At 51.7% G+C, this 24,917-nt stretch carries 10 protein-coding genes and 1 CRISPR repeat array; of the genes, 7 read left to right on the forward strand and 3 right to left on the reverse strand.

All coding sequences use genetic code 11. The features are described from left to right. Nucleotides 1–2 precede the first annotated feature (2 nt). The 3 genes from AACZ40_RS13955 to AACZ40_RS13965 all read left to right on the forward strand — a co-directional run bounded on the left by AACZ40_RS13955 (nucleotide 3) and on the right by AACZ40_RS13965 (nucleotide 9,291). Nucleotides 3–6,431, forward strand: coding sequence for a DEAD/DEAH box helicase (locus tag AACZ40_RS13955; RefSeq protein WP_291177594.1), 6,429 nt, complete (start codon nucleotides 3–5; stop codon nucleotides 6,429–6,431). Between the two features lie 36 nt (nucleotides 6,432–6,467). Further along, a complete protein-coding gene (locus tag AACZ40_RS13960; protein ID WP_291177592.1) occupies nucleotides 6,468–8,213 on the forward strand; it encodes an NERD domain-containing protein in 1,746 nt (581 codons plus the stop codon). Between the two features lie 151 nt (nucleotides 8,214–8,364). Beyond that, entirely contained in the window at nucleotides 8,365–9,291 is a 927-nt protein-coding gene (locus AACZ40_RS13965) for a hypothetical protein (protein ID WP_291177590.1), read from the forward strand. 153 nt (nucleotides 9,292–9,444) lie between these two features. Continuing rightward, nucleotides 9,445–13,978: direct repeats of the CRISPR family, unit length 36 nt; unit sequence GCTTCAATGGGGCCGTCCAATGTTAGGACGGAAAAC. A gap of 176 nt (nucleotides 13,979–14,154) precedes the next feature. On the opposite strand, the gene cas2 is transcribed toward AACZ40_RS13965, so the two are convergent. Together cas2 and cas1 are read right to left on the reverse strand one after the other, a co-directional pair. Further along, the gene (gene cas2, locus AACZ40_RS13970; protein ID WP_291177587.1) at nucleotides 14,155–14,448 is read right to left on the reverse strand and encodes a CRISPR-associated endonuclease Cas2; all 294 of its coding nucleotides are present in this window, start codon (nucleotides 14,446–14,448) and stop codon (nucleotides 14,155–14,157) included. Nucleotides 14,449–14,502: 54 nt separating this feature from the next. Then, nucleotides 14,503–16,323, reverse strand: a complete 1,821-nt coding sequence (gene cas1, locus AACZ40_RS13975; protein ID WP_291177584.1) for a CRISPR-associated endonuclease Cas1 — start codon at nucleotides 16,321–16,323, stop codon at nucleotides 14,503–14,505. A 767-nt stretch (nucleotides 16,324–17,090) separates the two neighbouring features. Here cas1 and AACZ40_RS13980 point away from each other — a divergent pair. The 4 genes from AACZ40_RS13980 to AACZ40_RS13995 all read left to right on the forward strand — a co-directional run bounded on the left by AACZ40_RS13980 (nucleotide 17,091) and on the right by AACZ40_RS13995 (nucleotide 24,437). Then, nucleotides 17,091–18,413, forward strand: coding sequence for a type I-U CRISPR-associated protein Cas7 (locus tag AACZ40_RS13980; RefSeq protein WP_291177581.1), 1,323 nt, complete (start codon nucleotides 17,091–17,093; stop codon nucleotides 18,411–18,413). Next, nucleotides 18,413–20,137, forward strand: a complete 1,725-nt coding sequence (gene csb2, locus AACZ40_RS13985; protein ID WP_291177578.1) for a type I-U CRISPR-associated protein Csb2 — start codon at nucleotides 18,413–18,415, stop codon at nucleotides 20,135–20,137. The genes AACZ40_RS13980 and csb2 overlap by 1 nt, the downstream gene beginning before the upstream one ends. After that, complete coding sequence (cas3u, locus tag AACZ40_RS13990) at nucleotides 20,134–23,271, forward strand: type I-U CRISPR-associated helicase/endonuclease Cas3 (protein ID WP_291177575.1); 3,138 nt, start codon at nucleotides 20,134–20,136, stop codon at nucleotides 23,269–23,271. Before csb2 ends, cas3u begins: the two co-directional genes overlap by 4 nt. A 212-nt stretch (nucleotides 23,272–23,483) precedes the next feature. Continuing rightward, nucleotides 23,484–24,437 carry a hypothetical protein gene (locus tag AACZ40_RS13995; RefSeq protein WP_339674691.1) on the forward strand — a complete coding sequence of 318 codons (954 nt, stop codon included), beginning with the start codon at nucleotides 23,484–23,486 and terminating at the stop codon, nucleotides 24,435–24,437. Between the two features lie 175 nt (nucleotides 24,438–24,612). Here AACZ40_RS13995 and AACZ40_RS14000 read toward each other — a convergent pair. Continuing rightward, the coding region (locus tag AACZ40_RS14000; RefSeq protein ID WP_339674692.1) for a WYL domain-containing protein at nucleotides 24,613–24,917 on the reverse strand (305 nt) is incomplete at its 5' end.

The following is a 24,917-nucleotide window of genomic DNA, read 5'->3' on the forward strand; positions in this document are numbered from 1 at the left end:
TCATGTACACTGAACTTGAGTCTATCCGAAAGCGGTTGCTTGCCTATATCGAATCGGCGTATCACCTTTCCAATCCGCACCTGGTGCAGTTGCGGCGTGAGCTGCTGGAACAGCCAGAGGTGCTTTGCCATGCACCATTCATTGAAAGTTCGGCTCGTTACAAAGCTGGCAAACCGTACGACGAGCTCAACATCCCAAGCGAGGCAGCGCAGTTGCTCACATACTTAGCGACCGAGGAAGGCGGCCGGGTCGTGTTTCCACAGCCCCATCAACACCAAGCCGACGCATTGGAAGCAGTTTTAGATGACGATTTACACCACACGATCGTGACAACAGGAACGGGGTCTGGAAAGACGGAAACCTTTCTGCTGCCAATTGTCGGTAGATTGGCTGGTGAGGCGGCATCTTCGTCAGGCTCGTTTCAAACCCGCGCAGTTCGAACGTTGCTACTATATCCAATGAACGCACTAGTCAACGATCAGCTTTCTCGCTTGAGGCGTCTATTTGGTTCCCCCACCACTCGTGACTGGTTCAAGCAATGCGGCGGCCGGCCGGCGAAGTTTGGACGCTACACTAGCCGGACTCCGTTCCCCGGTGTCATTCCAGATGACAACAGACGCCTATCGCAAAAGCTCGGCGGGCTACAGTTTTTTGTGAACTTGGAACGGCGGGCTGGTGATGGCGATTCACAAGCCAAAGACTTACTCGACTCAATGCGTGTGATGGGCAAGTGGCCGACCAAAGATGTCGGCAACCAACCAGGATTGGCAGGATGGTTGGGTGTGAGTGGACCGTGGAAGGATCCCAATGGGAACTTACGACGCGCGATCGAAAGACCTGACGATACCGAGCTGCTCACCCGCCATGAGATCCAAGTGGCTCCTCCGGACCTGTTGGTGACGAACTATTCGATGTTGGAATACATGATGCTGCGACCGATCGAACGGTCGATTTTTCAGCAGACCCGAGACTACTTTGTCGCCAATCCGAACGAACGTTTTATTCTCGTACTCGACGAAGCACACCTGTATCGCGGTGCTCAAGGGACCGAGGTTGCGATGTTGATTCGTCGATTACGTCACCGTCTTGACCTATCTGCACAGCAGTTTCAAGTCATCACGACCAGTGCATCATTCGAAGATGGAGAACAGGCGACAACGTTTGCGGCCGGGCTGACTGGGACAGAGAGCGAGCGTTTTGTTTGGATCAATGGTGACAAAGAGTCGAAGGTTCCATCGCAAGCCGGTGACAAAGATTTGGCGGACGCACTGGCGAAGATTCCGCTGACGGGGCTTCTCGCCGAGGATGCAAAAACACGTTTCAAATCGATCGTGTCGTTATTAAATCTCTCCAGCCGCCCTATCACGGCTGCGAAATATATAATCATTTCGAAGGGGAATGAAGCAGGGAAAGCACGTTGCCGAGTCACCGTCCTCGGAATGGTCGAAGGTGGCGGGTTTGTCGAAGAGACGATGCAGATCGGTAACGGTAGAGAGAAGGAAACCGAGAACGCGTTTCTTTCAGTCGTCTCATTGGATTGTTCCGACCCGGTCGCTGAAATTTCAGCATGTCGAACTCAAGGCCACGTCGAGTGCATGACAGCCAATGATGCCGTAGTTTCGACTGAAAAGAGCGTCCATTTTGGACTGTCCCGAATTCTTTACGACATTCTGGTTGATTTCGGGGTGACCGGTCGGCTTATTAATCTGACATCTTCCACTCTGTGCAATGATGACCTAGAAACGAAGGCGGAACTGGGGGCGCAAGAAATCCGGCGTTTAGCCTCAAGGCTGTTCCCGGACAGCTCGCCACAACAGGCTCAAGTAGCCACAGATATTCTGGTCGAAGCGGCCTCAATGTCTCGTAACAAACCCGGTGACACGCCGTTATTGGCCGCACGAGTCCATCGTTTTTTTCGCGGCATCCCTGGCATCTGGGCGTGCAGCGATCCGGAGTGCTCAGCGCTACCAGATGAGCAGCGAGGACAAGGCGTTACCGGAAAACTCTACGTGCAACCCCGACGAGAGTGCGAGTGCGGCAGACGTGTATTTGAACTTTTGGCTTGCCGCAACTGCGGAACCGCAATGTTTCAGGCGTATACACAAAGCGTACGAAGGCCAACTTATTTGTGGACCGAAGATGTCGGCGAAGTGGATGATTCTATGGATACGGTCGTTCCCATTCACCTGTGTTTGGACGATCCAGAGGAAGTTGAATCACAGGATGATGATTCGCAGTCCACGCGAGAGATGTATCTGGAACCAATCACGGGACGTCTGTTTCAGAACGATGTTGACTCTGGATCTGCTCGTCAGGTCTATATCCCGGCGGAAGCCCCGGCTGGCAATCGCAAGGCGGGCATGTTCGAGAAATGCCCGAAATGTAATGATCGATTTTCAGGAATCTCAAACATGGCAACCAAGGGCGATGAGCCCTTCCAACACCTTGTGTCTGCGCAATTGATGTCACAGCCACCAATACCCGGTAACGAAACTCCGCTACAGGGGCGAAAACTTCTAGTGTTTTCCGATGGACGGCAGCCGGCTTCCCGACTAGCCGGCAAGTTGAAATCGAACTCGTTACGTGATGCAGTCCGGCCTCTACTAATTCATGGCTTGCGATATGTCGCAGATCGCTGGTTCGATGGCGATACTCGCAATGTTGCGATCGAGCATGTTTATCTCGCGTTGCTTTGCGGTGCTCACGAACAAGGCGTGGAGTTACGCCCACAACTCAAAGACACGGAACAGCAGTCATTTCAACAAGACCTAAAACTAGCCAAATCGCTCTACCTCTCAAAGACGGCAAAGCTTAAGGCGTTTGAAGAGGAATCGGCTAAGATTGCCGAACGAACGCCAGCCGACATTTTAATCTCGCTCTACGAGGTGTTATTTAATCCCCTTTCAGGTCTTCACAGTTTGGCGATCGGATGTTTGACACCGTTGCTATCTGACTATCTGAAAGAGAGTATGACTGAATTACCGGCTCCTGAAACTCCTGAGTCGATCGGATCCGATGACGACCGGCGGAGTGGCTTGTTGGAATTCTGGCTGTCAAGGATGGCAAGAGAGCGCGCCGTTCGGCTAACTGGAACACCGGCCGATTGGATCGGTAACAAAGAAAGCGGCATTCGATTGAGAGTTACTGCAGGACGCTTTCAGAAGCTAATGGAGCCACGTATTGGAGCTGCTTTCTATCGGCAGCAGCTCGCTGGCGGTCAACAAGGTGATGGACCTTGGGCTCGTTTCTTTCAAGAGCGGCTTGGGACCAACAACCGTGCCGACGGATATCTCGTCGACCCGAAACGAGTTGCGATTGATCTCGACTTCAAAGACTGGGTTCGCTGCGACGTTTGCACGTTCGCGATCCCAAACCATCCGTTTTATCTAAATATATGTCCCGAGTGCGGTAGCGTCGATTCGCTGCAATCCCTTTTTTCCGGAAACAAAACGCTAGACGATGTCTTTTTAACTCGGAAGGGTTTCTTCCGAAAAGACCTCGACCAGAATTCAGGTAAGCTTCGTCCTTTTGTTGCTGAAGAGCACACCGCAGCTATAGGAGCCATCGACGCCCAAGACGCGTTTTCGCGTGCCGAATGGCATGAGATGCGGTTTCAAGATCTGGACGTCCAGGGGCCTGGTGATGAATCCGGTGGCATCGTCGATATCCTCAGTTGCACGACCACGATGGAGGTGGGGATCGACATTGGTAGTTTGACAGCTGTGTCACTACGCAATGTTCCGCCCAACCGATCAAACTATCAACAACGTGCCGGTCGCGCTGGTCGGCGCGGGGCTTCGCTTTCGACCGTTATCACGTATGCAGACCAAGGGACTCACGATCAACGTTATTTCAAGTATCCGGCGGAAATGATTAGTGGTCCGGTGACCGACCCGGTGCTGAACCTCGAAAACGCGGAAATTGTACGTCGTCACGGCTACGCATTGATCTTAAGCATGTATCAGCGAGAGCGTATTCGCGACGGTCAACAATCGGCTACTAGTTCGAACATCTTCTCGTCATTGGGACGAGTCGAAGACTTCCGTACCGGGGGCGAGGATCAATTCAGTTTCCGTGGGCTGCAGTCTTGGCTAAAAGAAAACGAGGTAAAGATCGATGAGGCAATTCATTCGATCACACCTGACGAATATTTCCAAAGCGAGGAAGCCGAAACCATTAAGGACATCCCACAGCGGTTATTGGCGAGGCTAACGGAGATCGGATGTGACTACAAAGCTCCCGAAGCGGATCAGTCTCCAGAAGAATTGAACGAAGCTGCTTTCAATTGGGCCGAGGATGACGACATCTACGGCGATGATGATCCTGAGGCTTCGATCCAAGCGGACGGTGACAATGCAACGGACTCGGATGTCTCCGAGAGCCCCGATGCTGGTAGACAGACGCTGAATCTACTTGATCGTCTATTCGAAACTGCAACGCTTCCGTCTTATGCCTTTCCGACCGACGTGGTCAGCATGACCGTATTTGACCGCAATCGGTCAACAGCACATCGCAGCGTCATCAAGTACGCTCCACAACGTGGGCTCAATCAGGCTTTGTCCAGTTACGCACCTGGTCGCGAAGTTTTTATTGATGGCAAGCGTCACTATTCGTTCGCAATCTACAGTCCAATGAGGGGCGAGCGTGACAAGGCGTGGGAAAAACGCAAGCTGTATTTCGAATGTGATCGCTGTGGCTACGCGAAACTCGAAGATCCCGGTGGGATCTATCGCGAACTCGAAGTTCTTGATTGCCCATCCTGTAATCAGCCAGCGGGTTTGGGGCCAGCGATCTATTGGATCGAACCACCGGGCTTTGCTCATCCAGTCGACATGGACGAGGAATTGGCGGTTGATCAGCCGCCAGATTACACTCGCCCCACCCAAGCCAAATTGAATGCCCCCTTTCATGATGGAGATTCGGTTGGTAAGACATTTAAGTATGGTGAGCGCAGCTTCACGCTTTGGAAAAAGAAGGAAGAGCTGTTTCTAACCAACCGCGGTAGTGAAGATCTGAAAAATAGAGGTTTTGTTTACTGCTTGTATTGCGGCCGGATCGAACCCAAGGGTTGGCATGACCCAGATCGCTCATACTTGAATAATCAAGCTAACCACCCAAAACCCTATCCCAACCACCGTGATCGTCCAACCTGTAAAGGTTTTACTCAAATCGTCAGTCTGGGAACCAAGTTTATTTCTGACGTGGCGTTATTCCGTCTTCAGATGGGTAGTGATGTGTTGTTGCCCCCGGGATCGACGCTCGCCAAGGTAACTCTGACAACGATTGCTCAAGCACTTGCGATTTGCGCGTCGGAAAAGCTGGAAATTGATCGGGCAACCATCGGAGCTGAATACCGCGCCGCGCAGACCGATCGCGGACACAGTGGAGCCGAAGTTGATGTTTATCTGTACGATACGACACCCGGCGGTGCGGGATTTGTTAAAGCGGCCGTCAGTAACCCGGAATCGATTTTGCGGCAGGCCATCGACCTATTGGAGGGGTGTGACTGTGAATCGTCCTGTTACAAGTGCCTTCGCTCCTACAACAATCGTTTTCTGCACCAAGATCTCGATCGTGAACTTGGATCATCGCTACTGAAACATGTACTTAACGATGCAGAGCGACCACGTCTCGACAAGCAGACCGAACAACGACTGCTGACTATGATTGCTACTGATCTGCGTGACATGGATCACAAAGTCGAGCAACATGACGGCTACTTGACCGTGAAGTCCCTCGGGGATCGTCGAATCGTTTTGTCTCACGCTTTATTACACAAAACTCCCGGTACGGCGGAAGCGAAGGCTGCTTATAACGCAGGCCGAAATAACGCGGCACCTATCGACCATCTGCGAGTTAAGCGAGCGTTACCGTCGGCGATTGAGATGTGTGTCAGCTCGGTAGGTGAACGGCCTGCCGCTGACGCAGAGTTGCCAGCAGGATTAAAACGCGCTGACAAAGGGATACCTTTGTACTTATTCGAAGCCCTCGCTGATGATGCGGCCATTAAACCGAGCTTGGTCGACATTTCTATTACGGGATTCGACCGGTCCGATGTTTTTCTTCTTGAAATTGACGGACCGCAACTAGAACGGGGAAGTTTCATAGTTGACGGCCAAAAGATTCCATTGGCCTCCGGTACTGTTCTGGTGTTCGAGCGGATAACTGAGAAAGCTAATAGAGACAAGCATGATGGGCGGCTGCGTTTGATTCGATCTTCAACAAATGCTTTCAAGGCCACAAAACAAAAAACGACGTTTGCTATGTGCAAGTGGGCAGAATTCGACGGTCGAATCTCCGTACGCTTGCAGTACCAATCAACAAATTCGCGAGCAACCCCTCAAAAGGTGTCTCCCGAGACTTTGACTATCATCGGGAAACCAATTGGCATCATCCGAGGAGGAAAGTATTATGCCGTTAAAATGCTGTAAAATTCCACGAAGACAAAGATTAAGGAAACCCACGCCATGGCATTCATGAAGCCCGACATCAATCCTGACGACATTCCATACGATTCAGAAAGGATCGTCTACCGAGCGTTGAAAGAACAGCTCACCAATGACTTTGTCGTCTTACATTCCTACCCGTGGTTGCGTCCCGACAGGGATGGTGCATTGCGAGAAGGAGAAGTGGACTTCATCGTTTTGCATCAGGAAAAAGGCATGTTGGTCTTGGAAGTCAAAGGCGGTGAGCTTCGCTACAAAAACGCAACTTGGCAGCGTAAAAAACATCACGGCTACGAGGTGATCACCGATCCGTTCAAGCAAGCCCGGTGCAGCATGCACTACTTGGTAGATCGGATCGAGAAGCAATCTGGCGGAGATGTTCGCGGAATCCACTTCAGCTACGGTCACGCCGTCGTTTTCCCGCACGATTATTACAGTGGCGAGATACCACCGGGAGCGGATGAGGCACTCATTCTGTCACGTCGCGACATGGATAGCATAGATCAGGCAATTGAAAGAGCAATGGCAAGCTGGCCCAGACGAGAAAAACCACTGACTAATCATCAGTGGCGTCGGATGGCAACGGCATTGCTTCCCGAATTCAATTTATTTCGACCGATCGTCGGCACGGTCGATGATGTATTCGAGAAGATTCAGGAAATGACGGATGAGCAAATCGAATTACTAGCCGGGTTGTACGACGAAAATGAACGTATTTACGTTACCGGAGTTGCTGGCAGCGGCAAAACACAAATTGCATTTGACCGGTCAGTCGAGTTGGCAAAGTCCAGTCAACTCACCCTCTTTGTATGTTACAACAATCATCTGGCCGAACACTTGCAACGTTGTCTTCGGGAACACCCTGAACATGCGAGATTGAAAAAGTGGCTCAAAATTACAAACTTTCATGGTTTCGCGCGCGAGCTGATCGAAGATGCTGGAATCGGATGGGATCCGCCGAAATCAGCAGAATTACTTGCCAAATTCTTCATCGAAGAGGTACCCGAACTGATGGAACAGGCCGTCATCCTAGCCATGGAAGAAGATGAACAGGTTGAGTACGACGCGATCGTGATAGATGAAGCACAAGACTTTCATTCCCGTTGGTGGGAGGTTCTGCAATGCACTCTGCTCAAAGACGCCGAGAACGGTATTTTGTACGCTTTCGCTGATCCGGTTCAAAAACTCTGGGATTGGGCACCTTCAAATCCACCGGTATCGTTCGCGGCTCGATACACATTGCATCGTAATTGTCGAAACAGTCGCTGGATCGCTCGAACTAGCACTGCGCTCGCCAAAACCGAAGCCAAGTTCTTTCGACGATCACCGCTCGGAAACAAGCCGAAGATAGATACGGTTCCGTCGATCGTATCGATGAAAGGCACCGTGATGAAGGTCGTCGAGCAACTGTTGCATCAGCACGGTCTCCGGCCGTCACAAATAGTCTTGATCGGTCCGAAGAATTTCGAAAACGGATCGCTGGGAGATATACAACAAATCGACGACGTTCCATTGACCGGTGACGTCCGAATATGGCTGCATGGTAATGCACTGCTGGTCACCACCGCTCGTAGTTTTAAAGGACTCGAAGCCGATGCTGTTTTGCTCTACGACTTGGACCGAATCTCGATAGGGTTCTCGACGGTCGATCTTTATGTCGCCTGCACAAGGGCACGGTCACATATCCATTTTTTTGCCACGGGAAAACAGATGATTGCAGAGATCGACAACGCGATCAAAGCAGTGCAGCAAGAGTTCGGGACTTAGGCCAATGAACAATATTAGAATATTCACGCGAAATGAGTTTTCAGACTCTCTTGGGTTTTCGGACCGATCAGAGCCTGCCGTAGAGTCGGCTGTCCCATCACCTTGGGGGGTAGCGCGACTCATACGACGCGAAGTCCGGAGAAAAGCTATCGTGACCCGACGGGAGTTAGGATGCGTAATTGAACCTTTCTTTTCGGCAGCTTCATTCGATGGAGATACAGGGAGAATTATTCAAAAAGTCGCGGACCGGATGGTTGAGGTTGGAGAACTGGCTGATTTGAAGGTAGAGAACCAACGTGGATACTCAGCGATGCCTTCACGGTGGATCAAACTCCAGGAAAATATAGCAGTTCTGTTGGGCACCACTGCTACGGAGACACATCGTTTTTCTCCATTTCATACTAATCAATTTTTACGTCGGTTTCACCCGTCGGATAAGATTATAGCGGATCTCAGCCGGATCGGAGTGAGCGAACAATCGTTTGAGGACTGGTTAGGCAAACCTGAGTGGAAGCAATTTGTCAATCCGTCACAGGAAATCGTTAGCTTAGAAGGGCTGCTTGATTTGTATATCAATCGGTTAGACACTGAGGGAAGTCCGCTGAGCTTGAACACTACCAACATTTTAGCAGTGGATCATCGGCCTGGTGATTTCTTCGGAAGTAAACTCAAACCAAAGAATTCGCGATGGGTATCCTGTAACCAACTAGACGAAGGGATCTACGTCGGGGCACAACTGGGGCAAAACGAGAATCACTGGATACCACTACTTATTCGGATACAAAACGATGCCTGCCGAAGTCTGGAGCTACATTTTCGCAATGACGCAACTGCAAATATAGATTTACGTAATTGGCTTTTAATTGCTCTAGGAGTGAGAAACCAACAAAAAGAAGTCATCATTCTAGATCATGAGGCGAGTAAGTTGCAGTGCACATTTCCTATTCCCTTAGGGATACAGAAGATTCTCTACCTGATAGGCGAACCAACTGAAAAATGGCAACAGTATGTAGTTGTCAATACAGTCTTGACAGGTAGCTTGCTCAGTCGCTGTATCCCAGAAATTCGGGTGCAGTAGATTGCTGCTGCGTCCCTTAGGTAATCAACAGTGATAAAATCATACCGGACTTGAGGTCACGGCGGCCTCAATCCACTGGTGACTCAGAGTCAGATTCTTAATTTTAAATATTAACACAATGGTTTCATATTGTATAGAGGAAATAAAATGCCCGCTTCAATGGGGCCGTCCAATGTTAGGACGGAAAACATTTTCGTATTCGGATTCGTCGGTGTGTGTGTAAGTGCTTCAATGGGGCCGTCCAATGTTAGGACGGAAAACAAATCGAACGGCGCAGATTGAAACGCCGATATAGCTGCTTCAATGGGGCCGTCCAATGTTAGGACGGAAAACCCCAGGGAGCAGCACCTGGCGAGCTGGTCAACCGCCGCTTCAATGGGGCCGTCCAATGTTAGGACGGAAAACGCTGGTCACTGTGAAACTTTCTCGGGCAGGTACGCAGCTTCAATGGGGCCGTCCAATGTTAGGACGGAAAACCTGGTGAGATGTCCGGTACTGCTGCTGTCCAGTTGGCGCTTCAATGGGGCCGTCCAATGTTAGGACGGAAAACCACAGAACCAGTTGACAGCACAGTTTGTTGGCATCCGCTTCAATGGGGCCGTCCAATGTTAGGACGGAAAACTTCCCCACAAAATCAATCTTCAAATCCCTGCCATCATGCTTCAATGGGGCCGTCCAATGTTAGGACGGAAAACGGACGTATTGCATGATTTGATTTTTGGCTCTGGGACCGGCTTCAATGGGGCCGTCCAATGTTAGGACGGAAAACACCGCAAAATAACGAGCAGAAAAGGGCATTAGACGCGCTTCAATGGGGCCGTCCAATGTTAGGACGGAAAACGCGACTCACGACGGCGAAGTCACCGAAATGGGCGAGGCTTCAATGGGGCCGTCCAATGTTAGGACGGAAAACGTGTTGTTCGCTCCATGTGTTACAGCCGTGGTAACACCGGCTTCAATGGGGCCGTCCAATGTTAGGACGGAAAACTCCATTTATAAAGCTGATACAAGACGCATTTATCCGCTTCAATGGGGCCGTCCAATGTTAGGACGGAAAACAAGAAACGCAGCCTGACGGCAGCTCGCCTTCGCTTCCGCTTCAATGGGGCCGTCCAATGTTAGGACGGAAAACTAAGATATCAGTGCCGTATGCCCCACACGCCTTGCGCTTCAATGGGGCCGTCCAATGTTAGGACGGAAAACCACGCATGTGAATGGATGTAAGCAGGAAGCGTTCTGGGCTTCAATGGGGCCGTCCAATGTTAGGACGGAAAACGCCAGACGATCAAAAGTCAAAACGTCACTGTCGGCGCTTCAATGGGGCCGTCCAATGTTAGGACGGAAAACCGGATGGCGAAAAGTAAAAGGTATGGATATTTGTCCTGCTTCAATGGGGCCGTCCAATGTTAGGACGGAAAACGGATCGGATGACACGCCATCCGGCATGGTCAAGATCGCTTCAATGGGGCCGTCCAATGTTAGGACGGAAAACGAAACTACAAAAGGACACTGTTAAGAGCATCGGCGCTTCAATGGGGCCGTCCAATGTTAGGACGGAAAACTATTTTCAAATCGTAAAGTCACACGCCCCCCAATCTATGCTTCAATGGGGCCGTCCAATGTTAGGACGGAAAACACACCACGGTATTGCAGGCTCGTAGCCCTTTTTCCATCGCTTCAATGGGGCCGTCCAATGTTAGGACGGAAAACCTCGCCCATCAATCTCCATTCCGGTGAACTCTACCGCACGCTTCAATGGGGCCGTCCAATGTTAGGACGGAAAACGCAGATGGAAAATGATGATCTGATCAACCTGGTTATAGCTTCAATGGGGCCGTCCAATGTTAGGACGGAAAACAGGAGAAGGTGGAGGAGATACTGAAGGGGATGCGAGGCTTCAATGGGGCCGTCCAATGTTAGGACGGAAAACGAACCGTCTGGACTGTCGGTGGCTTACTTACAGGAAGGCTTCAATGGGGCCGTCCAATGTTAGGACGGAAAACCCCCATCGGCCCTAGCTGTTCAGTAGCTTTTTTGACCAGCTTCAATGGGGCCGTCCAATGTTAGGACGGAAAACGTCTGGATGGAGAACAATGCACCGGGCAGGTTTTCTTGCTTCAATGGGGCCGTCCAATGTTAGGACGGAAAACCAGACAGTTGCTTTTGAGGATGACAGCTATCCAGCAGCTTCAATGGGGCCGTCCAATGTTAGGACGGAAAACTCTGTTGTTCACCCGTTTCATTCTGATAGTGTGTATGCTTCAATGGGGCCGTCCAATGTTAGGACGGAAAACGCACTATCCTGGCGAAAATCTTCCTGGCATGGCTCGCTTCAATGGGGCCGTCCAATGTTAGGACGGAAAACATTTATGAAATCGGATCTACTCGAAATCGGAAACATACGCTTCAATGGGGCCGTCCAATGTTAGGACGGAAAACGTAACAGCGTTGACCCCTTCACGACAAAGAATTCCGCTTCAATGGGGCCGTCCAATGTTAGGACGGAAAACTGCTGCTCCTGCGAACTTTAGCGATCTGGCTATCACTGGCTTCAATGGGGCCGTCCAATGTTAGGACGGAAAACGATGCCTTGGATGTGTCTGCTGATTACCTGTTGGGGCGCTTCAATGGGGCCGTCCAATGTTAGGACGGAAAACATTAGGTCGACGTAGTGCAGGAACACTTTCTGTTGAAGCTTCAATGGGGCCGTCCAATGTTAGGACGGAAAACACATCCCCAGGCAGCGAGGCAGTTCGCAAATCTTGCGCTTCAATGGGGCCGTCCAATGTTAGGACGGAAAACTACAAATATCAAACGGGAGTTGTGCGGATGTCACGCTTCAATGGGGCCGTCCAATGTTAGGACGGAAAACGAAATCGAAGATCTGGAAAACCAGATAGATTGTCTTGCTTCAATGGGGCCGTCCAATGTTAGGACGGAAAACGGCATTCGCGAAACCCGACCCGGTAATTCAGGCCCAGGCTTCAATGGGGCCGTCCAATGTTAGGACGGAAAACCCTGACGAAACCAGATGCATGTTCTTCTTTCACGGCTTGCTTCAATGGGGCCGTCCAATGTTAGGACGGAAAACGTCATCGTAAGGCATCATCGTTGCCCCATGTCCCTGGGCTTCAATGGGGCCGTCCAATGTTAGGACGGAAAACGCCGGTAATCGCAGATGGAATAAATCGGGGAGATGGGCTTCAATGGGGCCGTCCAATGTTAGGACGGAAAACTCCGGTTTACGAGGTTGGTCAATACACTTATCTGTTGCTTCAATGGGGCCGTCCAATGTTAGGACGGAAAACAGCAGTTGTTGGAGGAACTGACAGACGGACTTGAAGAAGCTTCAATGGGGCCGTCCAATGTTAGGACGGAAAACATCATTTGCTTCGGGTGTCGTTCCGCTATCGTATCAGGCTTCAATGGGGCCGTCCAATGTTAGGACGGAAAACGTGAAATAACAACCATTTTAAGACCAGGCCCCCGCGCTTCAATGGGGCCGTCCAATGTTAGGACGGAAAACGATCCACAACGGAACCCACACACGTTCTGCCTTAAATGGCTTCAATGGGGCCGTCCAATGTTAGGACGGAAAACTGTGCTGACTGGAGCAAACACATCAATTTCCAGCAGCTTCAATGGGGCCGTCCAATGTTAGGACGGAAAACTGAGAAATCTGTTACATGGATTTTCAGGAGCAATGCGCTTCAATGGGGCCGTCCAATGTTAGGACGGAAAACTCTCTGATCTCAACAGACATCAGGTTGAAATTTTGTGGCTTCAATGGGGCCGTCCAATGTTAGGACGGAAAACAGATTACACCAGCTATGAGACTGAGCTGGAAACATTGCTTCAATGGGGCCGTCCAATGTTAGGACGGAAAACGCAAGAAGGCGGGTCATCAGCTCGGCTGGCAGTACGCTTCAATGGGGCCGTCCAATGTTAGGACGGAAAACTCACGGTCTACCGGGAGGACAGTGGCGGCGACAAGGTGCTTCAATGGGGCCGTCCAATGTTAGGACGGAAAACGCCGCAATGTTGTGAATCAGTACGACCATGACCCAGCTTCAATGGGGCCGTCCAATGTTAGGACGGAAAACGGCGATTCATACAGAGTTATGTCGCGGGAACCAAAAGAGCTTCAATGGGGCCGTCCAATGTTAGGACGGAAAACAGCAGGACGGTCTGGGTTTATCAGGGCTCCTATTATCGCTTCAATGGGGCCGTCCAATGTTAGGACGGAAAACCCAGTGTTAGATTGGATGGCCGGGCACGTGACTGCCGCTTCAATGGGGCCGTCCAATGTTAGGACGGAAAACGCAGGCTGCAGAGGAACATGGATCCGCGTTGTTTAAGCTTCAATGGGGCCGTCCAATGTTAGGACGGAAAACGAGAAGAGGTAGCGGCGAAATCTGAACTGACATCCCTGCTTCAATGGGGCCGTCCAATGTTAGGACGGAAAACCAACGGCACCTCAATCAACCCAATGTATCTGACCAAGCTTCAATGGGGCCGTCCAATGTTAGGACGGAAAACGAATAACGGTGGTTATAAATCCGACTTCAACAACGGGCAGCTTCAATGGGGCCGTCCAATGTTAGGACGGAAAACAATAAATTCCGCTCGCTTACATACTGTCTTCATCTCTGCTTCAATGGGGCCGTCCAATGTTAGGACGGAAAACTGCCCGGCTTCCAACTTATTGTCAGAACACGGGTTATAAGGTGAATTTCGCGGGGTCGTGAAATTTGCATGGAATTGGCCATTCGTTTTACGATGATAAATCGTTACCTTTTGCCAAAGAACAAGTTATGACCGCGAGGACTACCGGGGGTTTTCGGGGCACTCGACTCCTCGCGACTACAAAATTATAGCAGATCGCTCTTGAGAAGTCACCTTTGAATCACCCCAGAATTCGATGCAATTATCGCCCCGTCCTTCAATCGGACCCAGGTTGACGATCATGATGCGATCTTCACTGTGATTGAGAAGTGGCCAGAGCAATTCTTTTAATGAGTGCAATTCCATTTCAGTGAGTTCAGCCTTGAACACCGAATATTGAACCGCATCTCCATGACCGCACATGATCGGATAGATCTTTCGATAGCGTTTTGGAGAACAAATATCGTAGGAGATAAGGTAGACACTACGCATTATAATGATCCTGTATCGTTTATTCCATTTCCAGTTGTTGCATAATCACCAGAACTATCGTGTCACAAAACTCGGGTATTCCGGAATTTCTCCTGACAGATAACGTGCAAGAAGTCGGGACTGTACTTCCAGAATTCGGCGATAGCTGACTTTGTACCCGAAAATGGGGTGAGTGATCTCCGTTTCCATCCGTCGTTCATAGGCCCCAATCACGCTGTTGCGACCAGCGGAGGTCATTGTGATGGCACCTGCGCGTTGAATAAAGGAATCGGCATTCACTTCACCGTTATTGAAAACCATGAGCGCGGTTGAGTCAGCAATCAGCGGACGGAACTCTTCTGCCAGGTCAAGCGCCAGCGAAGGTCTTCCATAACGGGGTGTATGAAATAATCCTAACATCGGGTCGAAGCCAACCGCTTGCAGAACCACCGTGAGCTCTTTTGTCAGCAGACTGTAAAGAAATGAAAGAACCGCGTTCACAGGATCGCGCGGCGGTCTGCGGTTGCGTCCATCGATGGCGAGTTCTGGATGGTCCGGAAAGAATGTGAAGAACTCGCCAAAATATTCTTTCGCGGCCATACCTTCGATTCCCAGCAGCGATTGTGCCGAATCAATGTCCGCAAGCCGTTTATGATAATCTGCCAGCTTTGCTAAAACCGGGGCCTGTTTATTTTCGATATGTCTCCGTAGCAGTGTGCGACAGTTCTTGATTTTGCCGGCGATCAGCTGACGGGCAACGATCAGTGCACGTTGGCTGTCCTGGGCGGCAGCGTACTGTTGAATGCGCAGTTCGACATTTTTGTGAACGAAACCAGAGGTGATGCTGTGAAACCACCCCCCATAGGAAAAATGGCAGATCGGAATTCCTCTTCGCGAAAGTTCACTGATCGCCTGAGCCGACATGGTGATACTTCCGAAAAGGCACACTTGTGAAATATCGATGAGTCTTACACTGGCTAATTCCTCTTTTTTCAGTTTGATGGTGATTCGCTCCCCCGACTTTCCCACAAAGGCACCTTGCTCTGAAATATAGAGGGGCAAAGCATTGTCTTTCGTGGGGAGCAGACGACGGGGTTGAGTGGGTTTGTCAGTTAACTGAGACTGACCAGGTGTATCACTCTGATTGAGATCCTTCTGATTTGTCAGGGGATCGACCTGTAACAGGTTCAGTTCGTCAGGCAGACAGATCCCAACCAGCGAGCAGCGAGGGCATTTCGGACTATCCTCCAATGGCGGGGGGATAATGCCGGCATCCGCCGTCTCCTTAAACGCTTTAATCAACTGGCGAGTACGCGTGACCAACGCTTCATCAAACGGAATGACAACGCGGCGTTTCGAGGAAATAAAATAGAGAATCCCTGAATCACATTGATAACCCTGGTCGCGAAGAATTAAACCTTGTGCGCATATCTGGACTCGCTCCGGTTCGTAGGCCCCTTCTGGAATATCAGGGGCTTTCCCTCGTTTATAATCAACGGGTGTCGCCACTGCCCCGTCCAGTTCAACAAGATCCAGCTTGCCGATCAGTCCTTCCTGATCGGATGATAGCATGATCGAACGCGCATGGATTTGATCGGAATCTTCCTCTTCATCCTCAGGTACATCGGCTTGCTTATTTTTCGGTGGATTGATTTTCTTTCGATCCGGTTTATCGACAACGCGATGCCCAAAAGAGCCCTGGCGAGTCTCCAGGTTGTCAGCCCATTCACCTTGAACCCATTCGAGATAACCCAACCGTGGGCAGTATGTGAACTCGTTTAGCATCCGTACCGGAAGCAGCGCATCATCTGCTGTTTTACTAAGAGAATGAAGGGAAGCGTTTGTCTGTGAGGGTTGCAATGGAACCGTTGCAGGTGGATTGAGCCCGTGATTCATCTGTGATCCTTTGATCGCAGTCGGGTTCAACCCTCCCGCGAAATTGATCGGCGTCTTTCTTATCGGCGGGGAACAGTTGGAAATCGTTCCCAGTCTTGTAGAGCAGAAAACCGACCATCGATTACAGAACCCCGGGATCTTCCGGTGGCCAGCGCCTGTAATCATGTCAGGGATCATCCATGCGTGAATAGGAAGTCCATAAAGAGCAGAATAACCACTGTACATACAAGGGCGGCGCAACACAAGAAGTTTTTCAGAGAGTCAGAATAAATCGATAATCTGCTGCAAAATGAGTATTATCTGATTTGTTTCCGCTGGAAATGATACTTTAGAATACGTGTGAACTAACTTGTGATGAAATAAGACTTTAAACGTGAAGCGATCATGATCGCTGATCTAAGAATCCCGTGCGCTATGATGGGCATTATTAAGATCCTTTCGTGGATATTTTCGAGGGATGGAAAATCAATTCGGATCAAAAATCTGCCAGCTCGTAGATTCGGAAGAATTTGTTTTCAACATTCCGGGATTCAAAAGACAGATCAAACTCCATTCGATGACTTTCTGATAAAAGCATAATTTTTGAAATGAAAGTAATCAGGTTGGACATGATCTGTCTTACCTGTTTGATACACTCATGCAAACTGGCAGATTCACTTTGTTACTGTTAAGATGCTGCATCAGCATTTGCGAATATACCAGATTACTCGTGCCGTCCTCGGTTCATAATCGGGGGCCACGAAGCAAGACTTTGGGAGATCAATCTTGTGGCCACATTGACACTCAAAAACATTCAGGATGCCGTGCGAGACGGTGCTGCGGCGCGTTGCCGTGCGATTCTTCAACCTGCGGGCGGAGAGGGGACCAAGGTGTTTCCACCCACATATGCTGGCGCGGTATACGCAATAGAGAAGCGGCGGTTACCAAATTTCACAGAGCCGGTTGATTGTGTGTTGCTCGACTCGGTGCAGTCGCAAGCGAATCGGATGGAGGAAGTACTGCAACAGGCGATTGACTACGAAACACTCAAGAAGGCTGGTGTCTCAATCCCGCTCATCAACGTCGACTTCACGCCGTTTTGGGACCCTGAGCACAAGGATGAGAAACTCTCAGATGAGATGCGACTGCTTGAGCCGGTAGGGAATGTGAGTTCTCTACAGGCACCTCACCGGATCGCTGACGCCATTCTTCGCGACAGCGTAGTCGACGAGGAAGGTGATGATAAGGGCAAGCCGTTTCGTGCCAAGAAGGAATCGGACGAATCTTCGTATGGGCAGAAATTACGCAGGGTTAGCAACGCCAATGCGACAGCCCTTTTCGAACTCTGTCCGACAGCACTCCTGTTCGGCATGTGGGATTCAACGGGGCCGAAAGGAGGGCTCGGAGCAAAGTTCGAGCGAGCGATGGTGAGCGAGATAGTGGGGGTTGCTGCATCTCCTGGAGTTCGGAGCAGCAGTCGGATCGACCCACTTGCGATTCGACTTGACGCTGGTCCCCTTTATCAGACCGCCGACGGCAACGGCTGGACGCTCGATGCTGCTCAGGCAAAGAAAGACAAGAGCAAGCCACTTTTCATAGGCAAGGATGGAAAGCCTTCTGAAGCCAATCATGGTAATATCAAACCCGACCTTAAGGATAAGAAAGGTCAACCGTTTCATGGTGGTGTGACCATATCTCACGCCGATCAGACCACCGTCATCTCGTTCGCTGCTCTCCGGCGTCTGCGATTTCCCGTCAAAGGCGAACAAACTGCCGAGCGAAATCTGGCCGCTCAAACGGTGCTGGCCGCCTTGGGACTTTGTGCCGCAACGTTGGCCGCTGAGTCCGGGCTTGACCTGCGTTCACGGTGTCTGCTCTGGCCAACCGAAACTCTCGGCTGGGAACTGCTCGTCAAACCTGGAAAGTCTGGTGATAAGCGGGAGCTGACTTCGGAAACCGCCATCACCTTGCTCAAGGAGGCACTTGACGCTGCAACGAAACAGGGGCTCTCTTGGCGAGAAGAGCCACTGAAGCTGCGACCATCGGACGATCTGGTCAAGCTCGTCGTCAAGAGTCAGCAATTTGCCATACAGTCCGGAGGCGAAGAGTAATGGGCCAACTCACAATAGCGTGGGAGTACCTCACGGGCTACTGCGTCGCGACCAATGTCTCTGATCGCCAGCGTGCTGAGTGGCCTCCTCATCCCGCCCGTGTGTTCATGGCACTGGCAGCAGCGTGGTTCGAGACGGAACGGGACGAAGCGGAAAGAGGGGCACTGTGCTGGCTGGAAACGCTGGGGGATCCAGAGCTGCTCCTGCCACCGAGTGAATCTGTCTTTGCACGCTCGGTCGTCGATGTCTACGTCCCTGTGAATGACAAGGCGGGACCGTCGAAGACCTTGTTGCAGACTGCTCCAAGTCTGACGCGCGACCGCCAGCCTCGCACATTCCCCACTACTTGGGTGGGCGATGCTGTGTCCTATGCCCAGTGGTCTGATGTCAGCGATTTAGAACAGCACGCCACAGCGCTCAGCAGTCTTTGCAGCAAGGTCACGCGAATCGGTCATCCGTCGTCACTGGTGCGGATGTGGGTCGCCGATGAGTTGCCTGGCGACGATGAACCAATCCAATCCTGGCAGCCAGCCGATACGATGGCCGAACTCCACGTGCGCAAAATTCCACCGAGATTCTTCGAATCGCTGAAGGACTTGTACGGAGAAGACGACCGCATCCAGTACGAACAACTGTCAGTGGTGATTGAGTCACTCAAGACCGAAAAGAAAACGATCAAGAGTAAGGGAGCGAAGGAAAGGAAAGCTGAGATTGACCAGCAGATTTCGGCGGTCGAAGCCGAACGGGAGTCCATTAATCCCCGTCCACCCATTCGCCCGATGGTCGGACTGTGGCGAGGTTACCGTCGCGTGGAACCGACTACTTCTCCCGATACCGCTCACTCTCACTTTGATGCCGACCTGTTGAATCTCACGCAACAGGCGGGACCACGACTGCCGCTGGAGGCGACTTTGCAGGTCACACAAGCCTTGCGTAGGGCCATCATGGTTCAGTGTGGCATCCAGCCAACTCCCGAATGGATCAGTGGGCATGCAGATGATGGCACACCATCGAGCCGTGACGATGGTCATCTGGCCGTGATTCCCTTGCCATTCGTCGGGCACAAGCACGCTGATGGTCACCTGCTGGGAGTGGCGCTGGCCTTGCCTCGTTCGATTGATCGTCGCGAAGGAGGAGAGTGCATCGGTCCGCTACTGTTGGATCATCAGGGACAACCGAAGACCGTTGAATTAACGTTAGGGCGTTTGGGAGTCTGGACGCTCACCAGGCGAGAGTGGTCCGATCCGAGATTCAGTCTGCAGCCGGAATCCTGGACAGCCAATCCACGCGGAGCAACCACATGGGGCAGCGTCACTCCGGTCGTCCTTGACCGTTTTCCAAAGTCTGATCGCTTGAAAGATCGTGTAGGCTGGAATGAGGAGGTTGCGGAGACCGTTAAGCGAGCTTGTATGCGGATCGGGCTCCCTGAGCCACGCGAGGTTGATCTGGACACTACGAGTTGGCTTCAGGGCGTTCCGTGTGCGACTGGCAAACGACGACGGTTACGCAACGGGAACGACGGAGTTTCGCCCGCTGACGCGGCATTGGGTGACGGTTTCCCAGCGTTTCCTGCCAAAGGAACCAATGCCTCCCGACCACAGATCCATGTCTGGCTGCGGTTTGCACAGCCGGTAGTCGGCCCGGTTCTGATCGGGGCGGGAAGGTACCTCGGATACGGCCTGCTCAAACCTCTCCGCGAGGTACGGGAAGGGGGCCTGTTATGAATGGGCTGACGTTGCAAGACTTCGACAAATACTTTAACGAACTGCATGGGCATGCTCCGTATGATTGGCAACATCGGCTGGCGAAGAAGGTAATTGTCGGAAGCTGGCCAGATATCATCGACTTGCCCACCGGTAGTGGGAAAACAGCCTGCCTCGACGTTTCGGTTTTTGCCTTGGCGTGTCAAGCGACCATGCCAGTAAAAGAACGTACTGCTCCGCGAAGGATTTTCTTTTGCGTCAACCGCCGTGTGATTGTTGACGAAGCTCATCAACGGGCGAAGAGGATTGCTAAGGCGATCTGGAAAGCCGAACGCGAATCAGGTCGTTCAAAGCCGGTGCTACAACTCATCGCCGCTGCGCTGCGAACCATCTCCGGAATTTCTGACCAAGAGATTCCGCCGCTGGACGTACTCGAACTACGAGGTGGAATCTACAGGGACAATCGGTGGGCTCGCTCCGTCACGCAACCGACAATCGTCTGCACAACGATCGACCAGTTAGGATCGCGACTGATGTTTCGTGGTTACGGCGTCTCTTCAGGAGCCTCGCCGATACAGGCAGCGTTGATTGCCTACGACAGCTTAGTGTTGCTCGATGAAGCTCATATAAGTCGCCCATTCCTGCAATCGTTACAGTGGATCGCGCAATACCTCAATCCGGAAAAATGGGCCGAGCAAACCATTAGTGTGCCTCGCATGAAGGTCGTCCCGATGACGGCCACGCCACCTCAAGGAACCAATACCAACGACGTACTTCAATTGGAGGATGCAGATCGCCAGAACGAAGGACTCAATGAACGGCTGATCTGCAATAAGTTGGCCGATCTTAAGAGTGTCGAAAATGTTGTCAATGCAGCAGTTACTGACGCTAAAAGCTTATCGGAGGGGCGACCCACTGCGATTGGAATCATCGTCAATCGGGTGGTAACCGCGAAGGAGATCTATCGGAAACTTCGGGAACAACATTCTGAGTCAGTCGTCGAACTGGTCATCGGCTCAATGCGCCCAGTAGACCGTGATCGTCAAGCCAGTCGGCTTCAATCACTGGTCGGCCCGAATCGCCCGAAGGAGACCGGGCAGACGTCGTTCGTTGTGTCGACGCAGTGTCTGGAAGTCGGAGCGGATTACGATTTCGACGTCTTGATCACGGAGTGTGCGTCGCTCGACGCCGTTCGTCAGCGTTTCGGACGGCTCAACCGTGGCGGCAGGCCGATTCCAGCAAAAGCAGTGATCCTGATCGACGAAAAGCAAGCCAAAGAGGAAAGCAAGCTTGATGACAAAAAGCCGCTTGATCCGATCTACGGCAATTCCCTGTCCAGGACCTGGAACTGGTTGTGGGAGTATGCCGAATTAACCACCGCTGAAACTGAGCCAACGTCGTCAGAAGACAGTCAACCAAAGAAGCGGAAACGGAAGCCGGCAGCAAAGCTGACTGAGTCGCGCTCCGTCAACTTTGGTATCAATGCTTTCAACGGACTCTTGGAAGAACATGGCGACGACGGTCGGATTCCGGAAACTTTGCTTTCCCCATCATCGAAGCTGGACGCACCGGTGATGTTGCCGACGTACATTGACCTATGGTGTCAGACGAATCCCCAGCCGGTTCCAGATCCGGATGTGTCGCTGTTTATCCACGGACTGCAGGAGGGAGCCAGGGATGTGCAGATATGCTGGCGGGCTGATCTCGTTGAAGATGATGTGATGACATCCAAACAGTGGCCCGATGTGGTCTCGCTGTTGCCCCCCACAGCGGCGGAGTGCATGTCTGTCCCGATTGGTCGCTTCAAACGTTGGTTGCTTGACGGGTATGGTGCGGGCGCTGACGAAACCGATCTGCTCGTCACGATCCAGCAGGACAATTCCAAGAATGGGCAGTTGCGAACGCCATGCGTCCTGTGGAAGGGTGTCAGAGAGAGCATACTGTTGAAAAATGTCACGGAACTCTATCCTGGTTGCACTATTGTCCTGCCGATTAATGCTCAAGGTTGGGAAGAACTGGGGCACATTCCGGAACCAACTCAACTGACCGAGGTTGTTGTCGCCGAGAAGACCAAAACTGAGTCCGACACATCATCAAACCATGAAACCGAATCTGCTGACCATAGCCAGTTAGATGTTGCGGAGCCAGCCTTCCTGCAGGCCAAGGACCGCGCAGTAGTCCGCCTGCATCCAGTGTTGAAGCCTTTACGGAATAAGGTCCCCGCAGCCCAACGCGTGCTGGATCGACTCGCGGATGACGAATCTCCACCTTCCACTCCCGAATTGCGCCAGTTGTGCAGTGAAGTCATGCGAGAGTTTTTGAATAATCTCGACATCCATGATGCTTCCGGAGTCCAGTGGGAGTTTTATCCCGACCGGCGCGGCCTTGTCATCACAACTCGCAGACGACTGGATCAAGTGATCGAGTGGTATTTGCCATCACTCGATGACGGGGAAGATCAGCCGACTCAGACACTTCGCCGAAACCCGGTTTCGTTGTCGAATCACACGGCACACGTAGTGGCCGAAATGGAGGCGACATTGCAGAGATTGCCGTTCCCTGCTCTCGACGAAGCCTACAGGATCGCTGCCGAACTCCATGACTGGGGCAAGGCTGATGAACGTTTTCAGGCGTTGCTCAGACGCACAGACCGCAGCGATGCCTGGTTATTCGCCAGCACCACATCGAGGCTACTTGCCAAGTCCGACGGCATGCCACAGACTCGGAACGAACGAGAATCCTGCCGCATCCGCGCGGAACTGCCCAAAGGGTTCCGGCATGAAATGCTGTCCGTACAGCTTGCCGAGAGATCCAGCAAGTTCCCAGATAACTCTCTGCACCAGGAGCTGATTCTACACTTGATTGCTGCTCATCATGGTTATGCCAGGCCGTTCGCTCCTGTCGTTATTGACGAAGATCCGCCAGAAGTCTCCCTTGAAAATGTGAACATAGCGACGGCAGATCGGTTGGCGTTCCCTTCTCATCGGCTTGATTCCGGAATTGCCGAGCGGTTTTGGAACCTGACAAAGCGATTCGGCTGGTGGGGACTGGCATACCTTGAAGCGGTACTCAGGTTGGCTGACCAACAGGCAAGCGCGAAGGAGTGCGACGGAAAGTACGATGATCAGGCACAGGAAACGGAGGTGTTGATATGAACCGAGCAAACGAACGTCTGGACACCACGTCCCATGAGGGCCTGCTACTCCCAGGTCTTGATGGGACAAATCCTCTCGGTTTCCTCGCCGCGCTAGGGGTGCTCCACACAGTGTCTGCTGTGATGTCGTCCCAACGAGTGACAACCTCTTGGGAAGAGGCGTACGGTGGATGGTCGCCTCGGCTGTTTGGCGTAGATGCGGATGCGAAATCTGTGTCGCAAATGATCACAGAGCAGTTGAATGTACCTTTCGAGCCTGATACAGATGCAGAGAGTACACGAGAATCGGCGCAGAAGACATTTGACGAGCAACGCAAGAGACTCAAGAAAGCGATTGATGTACTCAAGAAAAGGAAACTTCGAGGATCCGAGCGCCAGCAGGCAGAGAGTGACGAGATCGATCCTATCCGACGGATTGTCAGTGACGCCCGATCAGCATGGCTCGGAGCTTTGAAGAGGACCGTCCCGTCTGAAGAACTGTCGCTGGGAAAACACCTCAATGCAACCAGCGACGAGTTGCGTGACGCAATGAAATCAGCACTCGACAGTGCAACCATAAAGCAACGAGAGACAGTTGATCTCTATGCCGCATTCGGGTGTGATGCGTGCATGTCTGATAATGGCCAGATGCAGGCGACACCTTTCTGTTTTACAACTGGATCAGGTCATCAATACTTTTTAGACACAGCACGCCAACTCTCAAGCTGTGTCTCGCATGAAAGAGTTCAAACGGCTCTCTTTTCGCGAGGTCAACTAACTGATGAGAAACTCTCCTTGAGATGGGATCCACTTGAAGACCGTCGCTATGCAGTCATGTGGAGTGATCCAACAGCAAGTGACAACAAGGCGAAGACAAATTGGGCTCTCAATTTGCTCGCCTACCGTGGCTTGCAGTTGATGCCATCTGTTCCGGGCCCCTGCGGACGGCTTACCACTACGGGCTGGACTGCAGACGGCGACTTGTGGACTTGGCCGGTCTGGACACTACCCTTGAGTGAGGCTGTAGTTCGATCCCTGTTGAGGTACCCATCCATCTCGCAACCAGAAGCGAATGTGGAAATACTTTACTCGCTTGGGATCGCGGCGATGTTTCAGTCCCGACGCATCCAGGTCGGGACTCCTCCGCTGCACAAGATTAACTTCGGTCCGGCCAGACAGGTAGGCTGACTCCTCGCTGAGACGCCATCTTCGATTGTAGCAGGAAACTCTTTGCTGGTTATGTTGGCCAGTGGGGATACATCTTTGCTGATCAGACTGTATTCGCGGCTTGGAAGCGGTAGATCAAGGCTAATACGAATCCCGTTCTCCAACAGGACGATCCTTCAGTGAATGGCCGAAGAACTCAGTCATGTGTCCGATCTCCTAAAGTATAGACGTTGATCATCAGATCCAGTTCGTCGCGAATCATTTCCACAAGGTCTGTCGGTTCTAATACTCGAGCATGTCTTCCAAAACTGAGAAGCCAGGATCGAATTTCCTCAAACCCGGTCAATTGATATTCTGCAATCACCGAACCATCATTTTTGTAACTGAGACGTTGACTTGAATGAAATTTCTTTTCCTGAAGGATTCTTACGACAGGGGGAGAAAAGCGAATGCGAATGGTCTGGGGAGCACGTTCTTCAGCGAAGATACCAAATGAATGTT

Source organism: uncultured Gimesia sp. (assembly GCF_963972345.1).
Classification (GTDB): Bacteria; Planctomycetota; Planctomycetia; order Planctomycetales; family Planctomycetaceae; genus Gimesia.

Excerpts from the sequence above, each read along its gene's own strand:
- AACZ40_RS13955 (WP_291177594.1), top strand. The coding sequence starts at position 3 with ATGTACACTGAACTTGAGTCTATCCGAAAGCGGTTGCTTGCCTATATC.
- csb2 (WP_291177578.1), top strand. The coding sequence starts at position 18,413 with ATGGGCCAACTCACAATAGCGTGGGAGTACCTCACGGGCTACTGCGTC.
- cas3u (WP_291177575.1), top strand. The coding sequence starts at position 20,134 with ATGAATGGGCTGACGTTGCAAGACTTCGACAAATACTTTAACGAACTG.
- cas1 (WP_291177584.1), bottom strand. The coding sequence starts at position 16,323 with ATGAATCACGGGCTCAATCCACCTGCAACGGTTCCATTGCAACCCTCA.
- cas2 (WP_291177587.1), bottom strand. The coding sequence starts at position 14,448 with ATGCGTAGTGTCTACCTTATCTCCTACGATATTTGTTCTCCAAAACGC.
- AACZ40_RS13960 (WP_291177592.1), top strand. The coding sequence starts at position 6,468 with ATGGCATTCATGAAGCCCGACATCAATCCTGACGACATTCCATACGAT.